The following is a 17,757-nucleotide window of genomic DNA, read 5'->3' on the forward strand; positions in this document are numbered from 1 at the left end:
GGCCACCCGTCGGGGCACGTAAGATCCAATTCCCGTGAGCAGCAACACGATTCACTTACCCGGGCCGCCCCGACGCGAGGCACTGGCCGCCCGCTGTCGTGCCGTCACCGACGCCCGCTGGTTCGCCGTCACCGTCTTCGCCCTGATCCTCGCCAACGCCGCCGTGCTCGGTGTCGAGACGTACAACGGCGTCCTCGACCGCTTCGACGACGAACTGAAACTGGTCGAGCACGCCTTCCTGGCGATCTTCACCGGGGAGATTCTGCTGCGCATGGGCGCGCACGCGGACCGCCCACGCGACTTCTGGCGCGACCCGTGGAACCTGTTCGACCTGGCCGTCGTGGCCTGCGCCTTCCTGCCCGTCGTACGCGAGAACGCCACGGTGTTGCGACTGCTGCGGCTCGCCCGAGTCCTGCGCGCGGCCCGCTTCCTGCCCCAACTGCGCATCGTGCTCGTCGCCGTGGGACGCAGCCTGCCCGGCACCGTCAGCTTCCTGCTCGTGGGCGGACTGCTGCTGTACGTGTACGCGATGGTGGGCTGGGTCTTCTTCGCCGAGGCCGACCCCGAGCACTTCGGCTCCATCGGCCGCGCGGTCCTCACCCTGTTCCTGCTGATGACCCTCGACGGGCTCGGCGACGCGCTCCGGGCGGGCCTGGAGATCTCCCGCTGGAGCATCGTCTACTACGCCTCCTACGTTCTCATCGCCTCCTTCGTCCTGGTGAACGTCCTCATCGGCGTGGTCATCACGTCCCTCGACGAGGCGCGCGCCATGGAGGAGCCCGAGGAGTCGAACGCCCCGGAAACAGAACCGCTGTCCTCGTCCGAGGCAGACGTACGCACCCGCATCGCCACTGCGCGCAGGGCTCTGGACGACCTGGAAGCGAGCCTGACGAGCCTCCCGTCGCCTCGTTCAACCGAAACGACCAGGACTGCGTCCGCCCCGCCGGGAAACCCGTAATCCGACATGTGCGTCGAGGAACCAATCCAACGGGAGACATAACGACATGGAGATCTCCGGCATCTTCACCGCGATCGTGATCGGCATCGCCATCGGCATTCTGGGCCGCCTGGCCATCCCCGGCCGCCAGCGGATCGGCGTCCTGTGGACGATCCTGGTCGGTATCGCCGCCGCTCTCGTCGGCACGGCAATCGCCGGTGCCTTCGACGTCGCCGACACCAAGGGCATCGACTGGATCGAACTGGTCATCCAGATCGGTCTGGCCGTTGTGGGGGTCGTGGGCATGGAGCGGCTCAAGGGGCGTCGCTGAGCAGGCGGCGTGGGCCCGTGCCGTGGCGGCAGCGGCCGGCCTGTCCCCGGCTCTGGTGACCCGACACTTCGGCTCCAAGCAGGGGCTGCGGGAAGCCCGTCCTGCATGGGCTTCCTCGTACCGCGCCGCGCGAGCGCATGTCCGCACCCAGCAACACCGCCACCGAGGCCCCGAGCAAATGGCAAGCAAAATGTGACGGCTCCGACCTCAAATCTCCCTCAAAAATCCATGTGCATCACACAAGTGTTTTTAGAGTGGCCTGTGAGGCGCCTGTACGGGATTGACCGTTCGGTAGGTGCGCGGCATAAACGGGGAGCAGCATGACGAGTCGTATCGCTATTGCCGGAAAGTGTCTTCTCGCGGTGGAGCTGATGGCTGAATCACTTAGCTGCGAAGAGGGACTTGAGGTAGTGACCGTCGCCAGTAACTACCAACAGCTGATGCAAGAGGTCGAGCGTAAGAACGCTGACGTCGTCTTGATCGACCCGGACAGGGACTATGGGGACTGCGTCGCTGCGGTGGGGAGAATACGTAAGACGCGTCCCGCCTGCGGAGTGGCCCTCGTGGTGGACGCTCCGACGCGGACATTCGTCAACCAGGCACTGAGGGCCGGGGCGTTGAGCGTCGTTCCCAAGGGCGCCGGGCTGCGAAGACTTGTCGAGTCGGTGAGAGGCGTCGCCTCGGGGCAGCTCGTCATGGACCCGCAACTGCTGCTCGCCATGGGCCGGCCGGGCGGCCCGTTGAGTGACCGAGAGGCTGATGTGCTGCGCATGACAGCAGCGGGGGCGTCCGTGAAGGAGATGGCTGGTGAGCTCTATCTTTCCGCAGGAACGATTCGTAATCTCGCCTCCGCCGCCATCAAGAAGCTGGAAGCCAGAAATCGCTACGACGCCGTACGCATAGCGAACGAACGATGCTTGATCTGACCGCCTGGCAGATCACCTGGACTTGCGCCGAGTTCCCGGGGCGGACAACATCGCCTCCGGAAACTCGGCTTCTCACTGAGTATTTTCAGCGTGTCCACTGATCGGGTAGAGGCGCTGGAGGGCGCAGGCCGTCCTCACGCTCGAGCGGCAACCCTGCAAGAGCTCACTGTTCGCGGCAGAACTCGTCTATCGGATAGCCGACATGCCGGTCGGCCGTCGGCAGATGCCCCAGGATCGTGTCCCCGGGCCGCAGTTCAGTGCTGTTGAGTACCGCGCCACCGGGGCCGAGGACTCTGACATGCCAGTCGTCCTGGAGGATGAGGTTCACCATCTGCCCGTTGGGAGCGACAGCGTCCACGGAGATCAGGGGTCGGGTCTCGATCTTTACGCGGCCCACGCTCACCACGCGGGTGCGCCCCTCTGTGTCCACCGCCAACACCTTGCTGCCCGCGACGAGTTCACTCAGGTAGTGCGTTCGGCCGTGGTCCGACACCGTGTAGGAGTGGATCGCCCCCGCGTTGACCCGGAAGGGGCGTGTCGGCATGTACGGGAGCGGGTGGGTCTCACTGACGCAGAGGACCATGCCCTTCGAGTGCGAGCCGACGAGGATGCCCTCGTCCTTCCCGAGGTAGCTGCAGGTGTCGACGCAGGCTCGCTCACCCATGCCGATGTGGGCGGTCGCCGTGACCTCCAGTTCGACGAGCGAGATCTCACCGGACGTCGTACCGGCGGCCCGCCGCAGAGCGGTCGCGTCACCTACGGCGCGCGCGGGCATCAGCACGCCGTCCGAACCCAGTTCGAGTACGCCGTAGATGATCTCGGCCTCCGTCACGTCGGCGGCCATGGTCACGATGGTGCCGTCGCAGCCGGCCGCCGCCGCGATCACGATCTCCAGCGGAATCTTCGTGGGATCGCGGAAGTCGAGCAGGCTCCACTGCTCGGTCCTGGCCGACTGGCAGGCCAGCTCCAGGCTGTCCGCGTCGACGATCTCCACGTACCGGCCGAACTCGATCGCGGGGTACGCCTGCGCCAGCTTCGCCCGGTCGTCGGTGCCGCCGGCCACGAGGACCAGGTCGGCGCCCTCGAAGCCGTCGGTCGGCTCGCCCGCGTCGTGGACGAGGACGCGGCGGACCGTGGGCGGCAGATCCGCCAGTGCCGTCATGTCGGAGGAGACGACGGCGTCGATGCGTTGGTGGACGGCCTCTTCGAGAACGGCCGGCGTGAGATCGCCCGCCTTGCGTACGTCAAGCCAGCACAGTTTGCTGTCCGTCACGCTGGTGCCCCCTCGTCATGTGGTCGAAATGTTCGGTGGATACGGCGGGTTCGCCGGCCGGCATGCCCGCCAGGACGGGGCGCCCGTGCACGAGCCGCGCCACCCGGCCGGCCATCCTCTGCGGGTCCGCGGACTGGAAGACGCTGCGCCCCATGGCGACGCCCAGTGCACCGCCCGCGACGACCTCCCCGACGAAGTCGAGGACTCCCTCCTCCGTGGCCCGCGGCGGACCGCCGGCGATGAGGACCGGGACGGGGCAGGCGGCAGTCAGTGCCATCAGGTCGGGCAGTGAACCCGGGAAGGTCGTCTTGATCAGGTCGGCGCCCAGGTCCGCGGCGATCGTGACCGCGTGGGCCACGAGCTCCGGGTCGTGCGGATCCGGGATCCGGGGACCGCGGGGATACACCATGGCCATGAGTGGCAGATTCCAGCGGTCGCAGGCATCGGAGACCCGGCCGAGATCCGCGATCTGGCGGCGCTCATCGTCGGAGCCCAGGTTGACGTGCACGCTCACCGCGTCCGCCCCCAGGCGCAGCGCCTCTTCCACCTCCGTGACCAGGTACTTGGCGTCCGGGTCCGGAGCCTGCCCGGTGCTCGCGTTCAGATGGATGATCAGCGACATCTCGGCGAAGCGCTCCGGACGGATGTGCCGCAGGCTGCCCTTGTGCAGGACGATCGCGTCGACTCCGCCCGCGGCGAGCTGCTGCGCGAGCAGATCGAGGGAGCTGTTCCTCGGCACCACCGGGCCGTCGCTGATGGAGTGGTCCAGAGGCGTGATCATCAATCCGGTCGTGGTGTGGTGATGCAGCCGTCGCAAGCGCAACGACCGCGCGAAGTGCCCTTGAGGGATCATTGCGCTTCCTTTTGGCCTCTGAGGTGTGCGTAGTCAGGTTTCCCGGAGGGGGTGAGCGGTATTTCCGCCCACCGGTGAAATGCGTCCGGGACGTGCGCCGCCGTGAGTTCGGCGGCAATGTGGGAGCGCAGTTCGTCGTCAGAGAATCGGGCGCTCCCGCGCAATTCAACTGCTGCTTCAAGGCGTTCGATGAACTCCGCGCCGCGCGTTCCGTACACGACGGCGTTCGCCACGTCCGGGTGATTCAGCAGAACCTCCTGAACCGCCGCCGGATGGACCTTTATGCCGTGGACCTTGACGACGTCGCCGATCCGGCCCACCAGGTGCAGATACCCGTACTTGTCCCAGTGGCCGAGGTCTCCGGTACGCAGCCAGTCGCCCGCCGCGGTGAGGGCGGCACGGTCTCCTTCGCCGAGATATCCGTCCATGAGTGTGGGCGAGCGGACGCAGATCTCTCCGGTCGCGCCTCGTTCGACCGGCTCCTGGGAGTCGGGGCGCCAGATCTCCATCTCCACCCAGGGGAACGGACGGCCGACACTCGGCAGCAACTCAGGCTCATAGTGGTCGAGCGGGATGAGCGTGCACATCCCGCCGGCCTCGGTGCTGCCGTACAGCTGGACGAGTGTGTCGCCAAAGACCTGTGAGGCCTTGGCCGTTCGAGAGGGCGCGGCGGCTGTGCCGCTGTAGAGGACCTGGCGAAGGAACGGGAAGGAAGCCCGGTCGATCCCCGGGCTGTCGATGAGCTGGTACAGGTGTGGCACCGCGAGGTACGTGTCCGTCACCCGGTGCTCGGCGAGTGCGTGCAGCACGTCGTGCACATCGAAGCCGTTGTGCAGAACGATCGAGCCACCTGCGGCCAGCGCCGCGTCGGCCATCGTCGCTGTGGCGTGGCTGATCGGCGTCACCAGCAGCAGCGTGGGCCGGTGCTCGGGCGGCAGCGATCCGAACGACAGGTTGACGAGGCGCCCCCGCACGCCGAACGACCGGCGTACGAGCTTGGGGCTTCCGGTGGTGCCACTGGTGAGGTCGACGACGGCCGGGTTCTCCGGGACGAAGGGCGCGGCCGTCGGCAGATCCGTGCCGCCGCTCGTCGTGGCCGCGTGGTCGAGGATGAGCAGGACGGTGCCTGCCCGGCCGTTGCACAACACCTGGCCACGCGGGGAGTTGGGCTCGTCGGCCAGTACCACGCGCGCGCCGGTCGTTTGCAGCAGCCGGGCCTGCTCGGCTGCGGGCAGCTCGTCCTCGTCGCTGCGCGCATTCATCGACCGGATGTGGATGACGGCGGCGCCCAGCAGATGGGCGGCGTACCGTGCGGCAAGCATGGCGGGGGAGTTGGGTTCGGTGAGAACGGCCACCGTGTCGGTGGGGCCGACCCCGGCACCGGCGAGGGATACCGCGGCATCGGTGATGAGCCGGTGGAATTCCGCGGCGGTGAGATCGCCGTCCCAGGAGTACACGGCGGTCTTCGCCGGATCGGCTTCGAGGTGCCCCAGGATCCGCAGAACATAGTTCGGCGTCTGTTGGCTGCTTTCGCTCAGCACCTGTCCCACAGACATCCCCGCCCCATCCTTCTTGTTTCTTCCTGGATTCCCTCCAGTGGGGTGATCAGAGATAATGCTGGGAGCTTCGTGGGTGGTCCGCAAGCGTCGGACGGTCGAGGATGACAAACATCATCGCCCCCGAAACAAAGGTAATTCGCGGGGCGCGTGGAGAAGTCCCGGAAGTCTGATGACCAATGTCATCGAGTCTCTGATCTGCATCATCAACTCCTTGCGGGCGGACCGCGGAAGGGCAGGACCATGGCGGATCGGTCACTGTGATGCGGAGGTTGGTATGCGGCCTGGTACCCCATGGCCCGAAGTCGAGTGCGTCGAGTACTCCGTGGGCTTCCGGGACGACGTCCGGGTTGAATTCGATGCCGCGTCGGTCAGCCTCGCCACGCCGGCGAGCACCTTCGCCGTGCGTCTCCCCGCGGGGGGCACGCGTGACGCGCTCGCCGCGCTTGCCGGAGGGCTGGTCCCGCTGGGGGAGACCCTCGACGGGTTCGAGCCCGCCGAACGCGAGCGCTTCCAGCGCCTGTTGGCCCGTCTCGGCCGGCTGGTCGAGTTCGGTGTGGCCGTCGGCGGCCGCGAACTGATCCGGTTCCAGCAGACCGGGCAGGACACTGATCCGGCCACCACGGTGGTGGGGCCGGACGACGTCGTGCGGCTGTCCCGGTTCGCCCTGTGCCGCAGCAGGTCCGGAACGTTGGTGCTGGAGTCGCCGCTGGCGTCGGCGCGGGCGTTGCTGGTCCACCGGACGGCCCGGACCCTTGTCTCCTCGCTGGCCGCCGGCCGACGCGTTGGTGATCTTGCTGAGCAGGATGGCGGCGATCTCGCACTGCCAGAAGTGTGCGCGCTGTTGGGCGTGCTGGTCGGCGCCGGACTCGTCGAATGCCGTTCCGCAGGAGAGGAGTTTGAGACCGAGGAGAACTCGACCTTGCGGCAGTGGGACTTCCACGACCTGCTCTTCCACTCGCGCATCCGCAGCGGCCGCCACGACGCCCCGTTGGGCGGCACGTTCCCGCACCGGGGGGAGATCGCTCCCCGGCCCGCGGTCAAAGCCGTGCCCGACGGCCCCTCCATCGAGCTGTACCGTCCAGCCCTGGAAGAGATCACGGGGCGAGACCCCGGGCTGACGGCGGCGCTCGAAGGGCGCAGGTCGTTCCGCAGCTACGGAGAACAGCCGCTCACCGCCGAGCAGATCGGCGAGTTCCTCTACCGGGTCGGCAGGGTCAGGACGCGGTTCGTCCCCGCGCCCGACGATGAACCAGGTGGTGAGATCGTCTCGCGGCCCTACCCCACCGGAGGGTCGTCCTTCGAGCTGGAGCTGTACCTGACCGTTCAGCGCTGTGACGGCATCGACCCGGGCATCTACTACTACGACCCCGTCGCGCACCGGCTCGTGCTGGTGAACGACGCCCACCAGGACCGCCGGGCCATGCTGGAAGTGGCGTCCGTCTCGACGGCCAGAGAGGCCGACCCCGACCTCCTGATCACGATGACGTCCCGCTTCCAGCGCCTGTCCTGGAAGTACAGCGGCATGGCGTACGCGACGACCCTGCGGCACACCGGCGTGCTGTACCAGACCATGTATCTCGTGGCGACTGCCATGGGCCTGGCGCCCTGCGGGCTGGGCATCGGGAACTCGGACATGTCGGCGCGCGTCCTGGGCCTGGACTATCTCCAGGAATCGTCCGTGGGCGATTTCATCCTGGGTAGCCGGCCGCCGGGCGACCCCGGGATCTGGGACCGGGAGCAGGGCTGGGAGTGGGTCAACGACCCGGAGTGGGCTGCCTGGGCGGGTTCGAAGCTGAGGCGTGCCTGACGGCTTGCCGCTTGCGTGAATGATGCCTCCACCGAATCGGTGGAGGCATTTTTCTGTCGAGTGCGCAAAATTGACACCGATGGAATCTGTCATTCCCTTTCGGTTGCGTGATATCGGTAATTGTGGATGTGACAAGTGTCAATTGAAGCGCTTTTAGGGTGGCCTTGGCGCTGGAAAATCGAAATAGTTTCCCTATGTGGTCAACCGGCCGCATCCGAAAGATACTGAGGAGTTCTCTATGAACACCGTCGTCAACTCTGCCGACATCGAGCAGGTCTTCGACTCCTTCGACGTGACCGAGCTGGAGGTCCTCGAGGTGTCGCAGGGCGTCGCCCTTCCCGAGATGGGCGCCTCCGGCGGCACCAGCGGCACCTCGTCCTCCTCGTCGACCTGCTCCTCGTCGACCTGCTGACGAAGGTCGGCCGGCTGATCCAGTAGGACGGACGGCGGTGCCCGCTCCCGCGAAGGGGGCGGTCACCGCCGTCGTCGGGGCAACGATTGCCCGCGGTTCAGCCCTTGCGGGCGACGTGCAACGCGGTCGTCCACAGGACAAGGGCGGCGCCGAAACCCAGCAGGACGCGGCCGCGCTCGGCGTCACCACCGCCGAGCGCCACCGCACCGACCAGCGCGAGTGCCATCAGCAGCCCGCCGGTCCACCAGTACTGCGGCTGGGCGAAGGTCCGCGCGAGCGGCAGGAAATGTGCCCCGACGACGAGGCACACGGCCGCGGGAATGTACACCCACTGGCCGAAGTGGCCCAGGATGAACACGGCGGCGACGATCGCCACGGTCTGCCCGATGTTGACCCTGCCGAACACCCGGAAGCTGTTGGCGGCCACCCGGCGGCTGCGTCGTGGTCCTGGCGACATCCCGAACCGGATCGTGAGCACCACCGCTGCGACAGCCAGAACTACGGCCACGGCTGCTATGCCGACCAATGCCGACCCCGGCACCCGCGGTGCGATACCGGAGACTCCCAGGATTTCCCATATCGACGCGAAAACGGACATGATAACCGCGCCCTGCAAAGGTCGGTTCTCGCTCAATTTTCGCCTGTCGGGTTCGTTGATCACCTGGGCATTCTATCCACCGCTCGCTCGCGAAACGCGGCACAGGTGTCACGAAGTGCGTGACGGATGTCAGTAGTTGAGTGGCCGTCTCTTTCTGGCCGCATTCGATTCTTGAAAGATGAGTGCCATGAGAGCCCATGCGCCAACAGACCGTAGCGACGCCCCCGTGACAGGCCGGCCCACCGGGGTCCGGCTGTTCACCCGGGCACCCGTGACACTGGCGTGGCTCTCCGCGTCGGTGGTGCCCGTCGCCCGTTCCGTACAGGAGAGCGGCGGCGCCGTCGTACGGCTGCGGCGAGGTTGGCTGCACGGCCCGCACGTGGATGTCATCGGGCGCGGGGCGCTCGGGCAGGAGCTCCCCTGGTCGTCCGTGGCGCAGCGGATGGACGCCGGCCCGCTGCCCGCGGACCGGGCGCTGAACGAGGCGAAGTACCTGGAGCAGGCTCGGGAGTTCGGCCGGCTGGAAGCGGTCGCGCCGCCGTACCTCCCGATGCGCGAGCACGGTGACGTCGAATTCCTCGGCCCCGACGAAGGGGTCGTGCGCGATCCCCTGCTGCGGGACCTGCGCGAGGCGGAGATCGTGCACGGCGTGCTGTGCCCGCCGCTTATGAACACCATCGACGAGGTGGCGAAGGACCGCTCCCTGGCCACCCCGCGGCTTGCGGAGGCATTCCTCGCGCTCGGCGACTCCTACTTCCTGGGCCTCGCCCACGGTGCCTTCTCGTTCCGCTCGCATGCCGAGGCCTTCTTTGCCTGGGCAGCCCCCAGCAAGGACATGCGCCCCGTGTTCGCCGCACGGCTGGCCAAGGAGGCTCCCGTGCTGCGCGCGCTGGTGGAGCAGCGCCTCGCCGGGCGCGTCGGCCCCGCGGCCGCCGAGTGGCGTACCGCGTTCGCCTACTCCACGGGCACGCTGGACAGCGCGGTGATGGACGGCCGGCTGACTCCGGCGATGCTGGACGCGGTCAACTCGGCCGTCGACAACACCGGCACGGGACCGCCCACCGCGCCGGAGGTCGTACCGCAGGGAACCCACCCCGATACCGCGTTCCACCGCGCCGCGGTGGAATCCGGGGTGATCGACGATCCGACGCCGTGGTTCGCCGCGTACCGCCTGCTGATCAACCTCTTCTACCAGCAACTGCCGCTGCTCGCCGTCTCCCCGATCCAGCGCTATTACATGTGCTACGCGCTCGCCGAGACCATCGACGAGGTGCTCGGCGAGACCTGGCAGGAGCGCCTGGACAAGGGCCGGGTGCGGTGGGAACAGACCCAGGGGGCGGCCCGATGACCACGCTGGAGACACCACCCCTCAGGGCACCGGAGCCGACGAACAGCAGCCCGCAGAAGGAACCCCTGTGGCTTCTGCGCATCAACCCACTCAGCCGCGTCCGCCTCGCCGACCACGAACTCCGCGGCCTGTTGGCCCGGCTCGAACAGGCGGAGCGGGACGTACGGTTCGCTGCCGACCGGTGCTCCGAGGAGCTGTACGCCCTCATCGGGGAGACCACCGAAGACACCGTGCGCGGACAGCTCATCGCCGCGCGCCGGGCGATCCACAACGACCGCCCCCTCAGGAACACCCTGCCGGGCATCCCTTCCGTGGCCGAGTGGTGCCGCGCGACGGAGGATCGGCGGCAAGTCCGCGAGGAGGCGGCCCGCCAGTACGAGCCGGCGGCCGACCGGGAGCGTCAGCGGATCGCCGACGTGTTGGGCGACGAACACCTGCGCAGCTCGCTGGCCCTCGTCTCTCCCGAGGTGTACCAGGAGTCCGAGCGCTACCGCGCAGCCGTCGCCGGCCCCGGGCGGCTCTCCGCCCGCAGCCGCAAGTCGGAGCGCGGCCTGCTCCAGTACGTCACGCGGGCCATGGTGCGCACCAGCCCCCTGGCCCGCTTCACCGCAGTAGGTATCGCCGTACCGGGGCCCGGCGGTGTCGACCCTGGGTCGGTGGAGTTCGGGGCGGCGGAGGCCTTCCCCAGCCTGGACCGAGTCATGGTCAACTACGTGCTCGGCGGGCTGCCCGCAGCCACCGGGTCCGAACTCCTGGGCGCCTGGGTGTCGCTGGCGCCGACCTCGGCACTCGATGAGGGCCGGGAAACGCTGTACTTCCTGCGCCCCGCCGAGTCCGGCTTCCAACGCCTGTCAGCCCCGGTCAAGGGCATCGTCAGCGCCCTCGTGGACGCCACGGTCATGGGACCCCGACCCGTGCGCTCCGTGGTGGCACACCTCGTTGAACAGACCGGGTGCACGGCGCAGGCCGCGGCCAAGGCCGTGCTCCAGGGCGTTCACCAAGGCATCCTGTGCACGTACAACGAACCGGAGGACGGCGCCGCGGACCTGGAACGGCTGCTGTCCCGGCCCGGGGCGCCGGGAGCCGAGCTGCTCGACGACGTACGGTCGCGGCTGCCCCGTCTGAGCAGTGGACCCGTCGAGGAGCGACGGCGCGAACTCGACGCGATCGAGGCCGACTTCGCGCAGCTCGGCCAGCTGGCGCGCCGCCCGGCCCGGGTCACGATCGAGGAGGATTTCGTCCTTCCGCCCACGACCGTCGACTCCAGCCGTTGGCGCCGCCCGCTCGCCGACCTCGGGCCGACGGTGGAACTGCTGTCCGTCTTCGACTGGCTGCACGACGTGCGCATCCTGACGACGGCCGCCTTCGTGCAGCGTTTCGGCCCCGGGGCTAGCGTCCCCCTCGCCGAGCACGCCGCATCCATGGTCCAGGAGATCTCCCGGCGCGCGGCCTTGATGGCGCAGTCGTACGCGAGCGGTGACAACGGCGTGCTCGACGGCCTCGGCACCGCCGACGGCAGCCTCCAGCAGCTGTTCGCTCTGCGCCGCAGGATCATCGAGGAGACTCAGTCCCGCATCACGCAGGCGGTCGACTCGGGCGCGTCCGACGTCTGCCTGACCGCGCTGGAGGCGGCCGAACTCACCGCAGGCCTGCCCGAGCGGATCCGCCGGGACCCCATGAGCTACGGGGTGCTGGTGCAGGCCGCGGGCGACCGGCTTGTCTTCAACGACGGCCTGCCCGGGCACGGAATGCTGTACTCCCGGTTCCTCGACGCCGACCGCAGCCTGTCCGGCGAGGCGATCCCGTACCTGGCCGACCGGCTGACCGAGCGGTACGCGTGGGACGGTGCGCGGGTGGTGGAGGAGCGCGGGCTGCACCGTCTCAACGTGAACGCGCACCCGCACATCCTGCCGGAGGGCATGGAACCCGACGACTGGTTCGCGCTCCGTCTGGTGCACGACACCGCGTCGGACACGCTCCGCATCGAGGATGCGGAGGGCCGCAGGACCCGTGTCCTGCCCCTCGGCACGGGCCACCCCGGACTGTTCCCGCCGCCGCTGTCACTGGCGACGTCGTTGACCACCGGGGGACGCCTCAACAACGACCTCCTCAACGGCTGGTTCGAGGCCCGGTCCCATGACCGGCAGCACACGCTGGTGTGCCCGCGGCTCTCCGTCGGCGACGTGCTGTTGTCCCGGCGCCGCTGGTACGGCGGCGCGGACCTGACCGCGGCCCTGGGAACCGGACCCGCCGAACACGACCGGCTGCTGGCCCTGACTGCGTGGCGTGCTCGGCACGGCGTCCCCGAAGAGGTCGTGCTCAAGACGACGTTCGGAGTCGACTCGCCCCGAACCCTCGACCCGGCCGACGTCCTGCCGCGCAGGCTCCAGCACAAGCCGCAGTACGTGGACCTCGCGAGCGCCCTGAGCACCAGGGTCCTGCCGAAGATGCTGGACCGACGTGCGACGACGGACGAGTCGGTCGACTACCTCGAGGAGGCGCTCCCCTCGGTCGTCGAAGGCACCCACGCGCACGAGTGGGTCGTGGAGATCGGACGCCGGCCGGGCGGCCCGTTCCACTACGAGGGAGAGAACCGATGAGGATGAGGGCAAGACCGTATCTGCACTGCGCGCCGGTGCCGGGCGGGGTCTACTTCAGCGGGGCACGGACCCAGTTCGTCCTCAAGGGCTGGGACCACCTGTTCAAGCTGGCGGACATTTGCGTGCCCCTCCTTGAACGAGGCACGACCGAGGACGACCTGGTGGCCGCCCTCGGAACTGAGCGGGCCAGGCCCGTCGTGCGCCATCTGACCGGGGGGCTGCGCGACCACGGAATGCTGCTCGACGAGGACGTCCTGCGCGGCGACCGTACGAGCACGGCCGACCGGGACCGGTATGCGGGCACGCTCGCCTACGTGGAGTCCGTGTGCGCGGACCCGTACACCGCGTTCGCCGCGATCCGCGCGGCCCATGTGGTCCTCATCGGCCCCGCCACCGCGGTACGTCCCGCGGCCCGTGGACTGGACCGCGCCGGCGTCGGCCAGGTGCTCGCCCCGGACGGTACCGGCCTCGCGGCGTGCGAGGGCGCGGACGTCGTAATGTGGTGCGGCTCCGGTGAATCCGCTCCCGGGTGGGTATCCGAGGGCGTACCCATCGTGCCGGTTCTCCTCGACGACCACGTGCTGCAGGTAGGCCCCGTCATCCGGCATGCCGCCCAGGCCCCGCTGCTCGGCGCCTTTCATCGCAGGGTGCTCGACTGGGCACAGGGGGAGGAACTCGGCCCCGCCGCGCGGCCGGTGGCCGACGCGATGGCCGGGGCGATCGCGGGACAGCTGGTGCTCGACGTCCTCGCGGGGCTCGACGAGGGCGGTGCCGCCCACGTGGTGCACGGCACCGAACTCGTCGCGGAGCGCGTCCTGCTGCACAGCGCCGACCCGGTGGACGGGCTCCGGACCCTGGACGCCGTACATGCCGACCCACTTCCCGACCCCGATGAGGCCATCGAGTGGGTCAACACGCTCACTGCCCGCTGGAAAGGCCTGTTCGCCGCGACTCCGGCAGAACAGACACTCCCTCAAATGCCTCTTGCCGTAAGGGACATGGCACTGCGCACCGGTAGCGTCGGCCGGACCACTGTCTGGGCCTTCGACCAGCGCTCCGCGACGGTGGGCGCCGCCCTGGAAGTCCTGCGGAACATGCCCACCGTGACGCAGGGAGCGACAGGCGCCGCCGGTGCGACCGAGGAGCGCTGGCTCCTCGACGGAGTCCTCCGGCTGCTCGCCGGTGAAGCGGAGTCCGTGCACACGGACATCGAGGAGAGCGAGGAGACGGCCCGGATCCGCCGCATCCTCAAGGAGTGGCAACCGGCTCCGCTGACCACCAGCCTGCTCCACGTGCCCGGCCTCGACTGGCGCCTCGCCCGCGTCGAAATCACCGACAGCGGCGAGCCGTTGGGAGCATCCTGGGCCCCTGACGCGGACACCGCCACCCGCGAGGCCCTGAGTACGGCACTTGCCCGTGCGCAGGTGGAGGCCGCCCGCGGAAGCGGAGCCGATGTGCCCCAGCTGGTCACGGATTCGGTCAGCGCCGCGGACGAGGAGCAGATCGGCTCGCTCCGCGAGCAAGCCCTCAGGCTCGGCGCCGAGCGGGGCGTCTCCTACGAGGGCCGGCGGGCGCGGACCGACCCGGTCCTCGGCGAGATCCCCTTCTGGTCCGGCCCCGTCCGTGCCCGACAGCTCACGCAGGAGCCCCGCCATGCAGGATGAACAGCAGTACGGACCCGGGTTCCAAGGGGCTGCCCGACCCTGGGGAGAGGCCCTGCGACGGCTCGGCAGCTCGGCAGACGCGAAGGTGGTCGCCAACCGCGGCTGGGATCTGGCCTGGGAGCGACTCCACTGGGAGAAGGCCGCCGCCAACGGCGAGGAACTCGTGTCGGTACGGGTGTACGACGACGAGGTCATCATTGGGCCCCGATGGGTGCCGGGCACCGACTCCGGCTGCGCGAGCTGCGCCGAGGTACGCGAACGCAACACCGCTGAGCACCCCCTGGCGACCACGCTGGACGCACCCCGCGCGGTCCCCCGCGCGGTCCAGCCCATGCTGCCCCTCCTGCTCGACGCGGCCGTGGACAATCTCGCCGAACACCCTTTGTCGCCGGGCGAGTTGTACGCCGTGGGCGCTCGGTACGTGCGCCGGCACCGCATCCCGCGCAGCTTCTTCTGCCCGGCCTGCGCCGACCACGGGTCAGTCCTGGAGGACAGTCGGCGCCCTGAGCCCCTGAAGCTGCCGGCCGAACCCCTCTCGTCCACGGACCCCACTCGCGGGGCCGGCGGCGCGCACCTCATCGAGCCCGGCACCCTCCGCGGACGCCTCCTGGACGCCAGGTTCGGGCCCGTCCAGGCCATCATGCGCGAGTCGAACGTGCCCTTCGCCATGAGCATGTGCCTGGCACCGGACGCCGCCGCCCCGGGCCACGGCCGGGCCGGGACGTTCGCCGAGGCCGACCCCGTCGGCATCATCGAGACCTACGAACGGCTCGGCAGCTTCCCCTTCGACACCCCGCTGCTCCTCGAGCGCTCCCACCGCGAGGTGGCCGACCGCGCCCTCGACCCGACCACGCTCGGGCAGCACACCGAGAAGCAACTGGCCCACCCCAGCTGCCAGGTGCTCCCGTACACGCCGGACACCCCCATGGACTGGGTGTGGGGACACGACCTCGCCTCCGGCGATCCGCTGCTCGTGCCCGCCGAGGCGGGCTTCTACCAGTACGAACAGCGCTTCAAACTGTCCCGGCACGCGGCCCGCGCGGCCCGCGTCGAGGCAAGGAGGGCTCGCGCCGCGGGACACCCGCCCCAACCCGGCACGCTGCGCAAGTACTTCCACGACTCGTCGAGCGGTTGCGCGGCCGGGTCGAGCCTCGCGGAGGCCGCGCTGCACTCCCTGCTCGAACTCGCCGAACGGGACGCCTTCCTGCTCTCCTGGCACCGCCGGCAGCCGCTGCCCCGGATCGCGAACGACTCGATCTCGGACCCGGAGAACCGGAGTCTGATCGACCTGATCCAGACGCGCGGCTTCGACGTCCACATCCTGGTGGCCCGGCAGGACATCGACCTGCCGATCGTGTGGGTGCTCGTGGTGAACCGGAAGAACCCCTTTCCGGCCTCGTACTCCTCCGGCGGCTCGGGCGCCAACCCGGACACCGCGATCCGTGGGGCCCTGCGCGAGGTCGCCCAGCTCGTCACCAACAAGGTTCAGTGGAACCGGGGCGAGGCCGAGGAGACGCTCGACGACCCCTGGAAACTGGTGGAGCTCGAACAGCATCCGCAGCTGTACACACTGCCGGAGAAGCTGTCCCGCGTCACCGAAGTGCTCGGCGGACCGCGGACCACGACGCAGGACGCGTTCCCCGGCTGGCCCGACACGCTGCGCCGGGCCTCCGGCGGCACCGTGCGCGGAGCCCTCGACCACGTCCGCGCGCTGTACGCCGCCGCGGGCCTGGACCGGATCGTCCTCGTGAACCAGACCACGCGCGAACACACCGACACCGGCGTGTCCGTCGCCAAGGCCGTCGTGCCGGGCATCCTGCCGATGTGCTTCGGGCACGCGCAGCAGCGTCTGATGAATCTTCCCCGCCTGGCGGCAGCGCTCGCCGGCACATCGCAGGAGAACCGGGAAATCCCTTATGACCCGCACCCGTTCCCATGAGCCGACGCAGGTCAGGCGGGCGCCCGTCGACCTGCCGGCCCCGTTCGGCGACAACAACATCGAACGCGAGCCGCTCTGGTACGCATTCGGCGCGGGCGATGACGAACCGGCCGTGCCGCCCTGGACCTGGGTGGACCAGCCGCCGATGACCGCGCACACGCACCCGCCGGACCCGTCGTGCGTTCGCGGCGGGGCGCGCGCCGAACTGCCCGGGGAAACCCATGAGTTCCTCGACCGTGCGGCCTTCCCACACGGTCGGGTGGCCGTCGCGGACCCCGACGAAGCGCTGATGCGGGCGCTCGTCGCGACCTTCGGCGTGCAATGGGCCGACCCCGACAACGTCTACAACCCGCACCGCGGTTACGCCTCCCCCCGCTGCCTCTACCCCGTCCAGGTCTTCGTGGACGACGGGGAACGCTGGAGCCTGCTCGAACCCGAGCGGCACACCCTGACCGCGCTCACCTCGGGCAGCCACCGCGGACGGCAGCGCCGGATCGCACTGACCGGCCGATACACCCGCATCCCTCGCGGCTACAAGTGGTTCCGTGGCTCCCTGGTGAATCTGGAACTTGGGATCGTGCTGCGTTCACTGGCGTTGTCCCTCGAACTGTTCGGGCTTTCCGCCAGGATGGTGCTGCCGCACGAGGGCTCCGCCGCGCTTCTGGAAGAACTCGGTCTGACGCCGAGCTGGGAATGGTCCCTGCCGGCGGTCATCGAGATCGGTCCCCGATCCACGGCCCCTGCCCCGTCATGCCACGTCTCGAAGCCGGAGGAGCAGCCCGAGGAGCCCGCGCTCCGTGACCTGGTGCGCGTCAACCGCACCCAAGCCTTCGGCGACGCCCCAAGTCCTGTGCCCTCCGCGATTCCGACACATGCGCTGCCCCCTCCTGGCACGCCGTCATGGGCCGAGCTGATGTGGCGGCGCAACTCGGGCCGGATGCCTCGCGGGCTGCTCGGAATGAGCGGACGGCGCACCCGCACGACCGCGGGATCCGTCGAGGACGCCATCGGGTGGCTCGGCGTCCCGCCGCCGGGGCGGGCCCTCGCGGCCGTGTCGGATCTGATCGCTCTCACGGTCGTCACCCAGGATGTGTCCGGCTACGAGGACGGCATCCACCGGGTGCGCTCGGGCAAGGCCGTCACGCTGTCCGCCGACCGGACTGCGGCGGCCCGCCTGGAGGCGGAGTACGGATACGGGCTGAGCACGGACGCGGGCTGCGACATCCGCAATGCCTCGGCGATCTGGTTCATGTCCGTGAAGCCGCGCGAGCTCTTCGCGCGCCTCGGTGCCAACGGCTGGAGCGCGGCCCAGTACTGGTGCGGCTGGGCCCTGCACGGACTGTGCCTGTCCACCACGGCGTACGGCATGTTCGCGCGTCCGGTCCGGGCGTTCAACGAGATACCCGCGCAGCGGATCCTCCAGCTGGATCCCGACGAGATGATCGCGCTCGCCGCGGTGGTCGGCGCGCCCCGGTACGCGACCCATGCGCTGCTGGACATCAGAGTCTGA

Annotated in this window: 15 protein-coding genes; 11 read left to right on the plus strand and 4 right to left on the minus strand. The window is 69.3% G+C overall.

The window, feature by feature from the left end; translation table 11 throughout:
* Positions 1-34 precede the first annotated feature (34 nt).
* From OG746_RS36240 to OG746_RS36255, 4 genes are all read left to right on the plus strand, one after another.
* Positions 35-958, plus strand: coding sequence for an ion transporter (locus tag OG746_RS36240; RefSeq protein ID WP_266722502.1), 924 nt, complete (start codon positions 35-37; stop codon positions 956-958).
* Between the two features lie 46 nt (positions 959-1,004).
* Positions 1,005-1,268, plus strand: coding sequence for a GlsB/YeaQ/YmgE family stress response membrane protein (locus tag OG746_RS36245; protein ID WP_266722503.1), 264 nt, complete (start codon positions 1,005-1,007; stop codon positions 1,266-1,268).
* Between the two features lie 22 nt (positions 1,269-1,290).
* A complete protein-coding gene (locus OG746_RS36250; RefSeq protein ID WP_266722505.1) occupies positions 1,291-1,464 on the plus strand; it encodes a TetR family transcriptional regulator in 174 nt (57 codons plus the stop codon).
* Between the two features lie 124 nt (positions 1,465-1,588).
* Complete coding sequence (locus tag OG746_RS36255; protein ID WP_266722506.1) at positions 1,589-2,194, plus strand: response regulator transcription factor; 606 nt, start codon at positions 1,589-1,591, stop codon at positions 2,192-2,194.
* Between the two features lie 163 nt (positions 2,195-2,357).
* Here the strand turns inward: OG746_RS36255 and OG746_RS36260 are convergent, their stop codons facing one another.
* From OG746_RS36260 to OG746_RS36270, 3 genes are read right to left on the minus strand one after another with little or no spacing between them, the layout of a single operon-like run.
* Positions 2,358-3,467: a 3-dehydroquinate synthase II gene (locus OG746_RS36260; protein WP_266722507.1), complete on the minus strand. Its 1,110-nt coding sequence runs from the start codon at positions 3,465-3,467 to the stop codon at positions 2,358-2,360.
* Complete coding sequence (locus OG746_RS36265; RefSeq protein WP_266722508.1) at positions 3,439-4,320, minus strand: 2-amino-3,7-dideoxy-D-threo-hept-6-ulosonate synthase; 882 nt, start codon at positions 4,318-4,320, stop codon at positions 3,439-3,441. Before OG746_RS36265 ends, OG746_RS36260 begins: the two co-directional genes overlap by 29 nt.
* Complete coding sequence (locus OG746_RS36270; RefSeq protein WP_266722509.1) at positions 4,317-5,876, minus strand: class I adenylate-forming enzyme family protein; 1,560 nt, start codon at positions 5,874-5,876, stop codon at positions 4,317-4,319. The genes OG746_RS36265 and OG746_RS36270 overlap by 4 nt, the downstream gene beginning before the upstream one ends.
* A gap of 277 nt (positions 5,877-6,153) precedes the next feature.
* Here OG746_RS36270 and OG746_RS36275 point away from each other — a divergent pair, with 277 nt between their 5' ends.
* Both OG746_RS36275 and OG746_RS36280 read left to right on the plus strand, forming a co-directional pair.
* Positions 6,154-7,686, plus strand: a complete 1,533-nt coding sequence (locus tag OG746_RS36275; protein ID WP_266722510.1) for a SagB/ThcOx family dehydrogenase — start codon at positions 6,154-6,156, stop codon at positions 7,684-7,686.
* A gap of 238 nt (positions 7,687-7,924) precedes the next feature.
* Entirely contained in the window at positions 7,925-8,098 is a 174-nt protein-coding gene (locus tag OG746_RS36280) for a thiazolylpeptide-type bacteriocin (RefSeq protein WP_266722512.1), read from the plus strand.
* A 97-nt stretch (positions 8,099-8,195) separates the two neighbouring features.
* Here the strand turns inward: OG746_RS36280 and OG746_RS36285 are convergent, their stop codons facing one another.
* Positions 8,196-8,759 (minus strand): hypothetical protein, encoded by a 564-nt coding sequence (locus tag OG746_RS36285; RefSeq protein WP_266722513.1) that lies wholly within the window; start codon positions 8,757-8,759, stop codon positions 8,196-8,198.
* A gap of 163 nt (positions 8,760-8,922) precedes the next feature.
* On the opposite strand from OG746_RS36285, the gene OG746_RS36290 reads away from it, so the two are divergent.
* Genes OG746_RS36290 through OG746_RS36310 form a run of 5 tightly spaced genes read left to right on the plus strand, consistent with a single transcriptional unit; the run spans position 8,923 to position 17,757 of the window.
* Positions 8,923-10,044, plus strand: a complete 1,122-nt coding sequence (locus tag OG746_RS36290) for a hypothetical protein (protein ID WP_266722515.1) — start codon at positions 8,923-8,925, stop codon at positions 10,042-10,044.
* The gene (locus tag OG746_RS36295; protein WP_266722516.1) at positions 10,041-12,644 is read left to right on the plus strand and encodes a lantibiotic dehydratase family protein; all 2,604 of its coding nucleotides are present in this window, start codon (positions 10,041-10,043) and stop codon (positions 12,642-12,644) included. The genes OG746_RS36290 and OG746_RS36295 overlap by 4 nt, the downstream gene beginning before the upstream one ends.
* A 2-nt stretch (positions 12,645-12,646) precedes the next feature.
* On the plus strand, positions 12,647-14,308 hold the full coding sequence (locus tag OG746_RS36300) for a hypothetical protein (RefSeq protein WP_266722518.1): 1,662 nt from the start codon (positions 12,647-12,649) through the stop codon (positions 14,306-14,308).
* Entirely contained in the window at positions 14,298-16,247 is a 1,950-nt protein-coding gene (locus tag OG746_RS36305; RefSeq protein ID WP_266722519.1) for a TOMM precursor leader peptide-binding protein, read from the plus strand. The genes OG746_RS36300 and OG746_RS36305 overlap by 11 nt, the downstream gene beginning before the upstream one ends.
* Positions 16,225-17,757, plus strand: coding sequence for a nitroreductase family protein (locus tag OG746_RS36310; RefSeq protein ID WP_266722520.1), 1,533 nt, complete (start codon positions 16,225-16,227; stop codon positions 17,755-17,757). Before OG746_RS36305 ends, OG746_RS36310 begins: the two co-directional genes overlap by 23 nt.

Source organism: Streptomyces sp. NBC_01016 (assembly GCF_026341035.1).
In the GTDB taxonomy this organism is placed as follows: Bacteria; Actinomycetota; Actinomycetes; order Streptomycetales; family Streptomycetaceae; genus Streptomyces.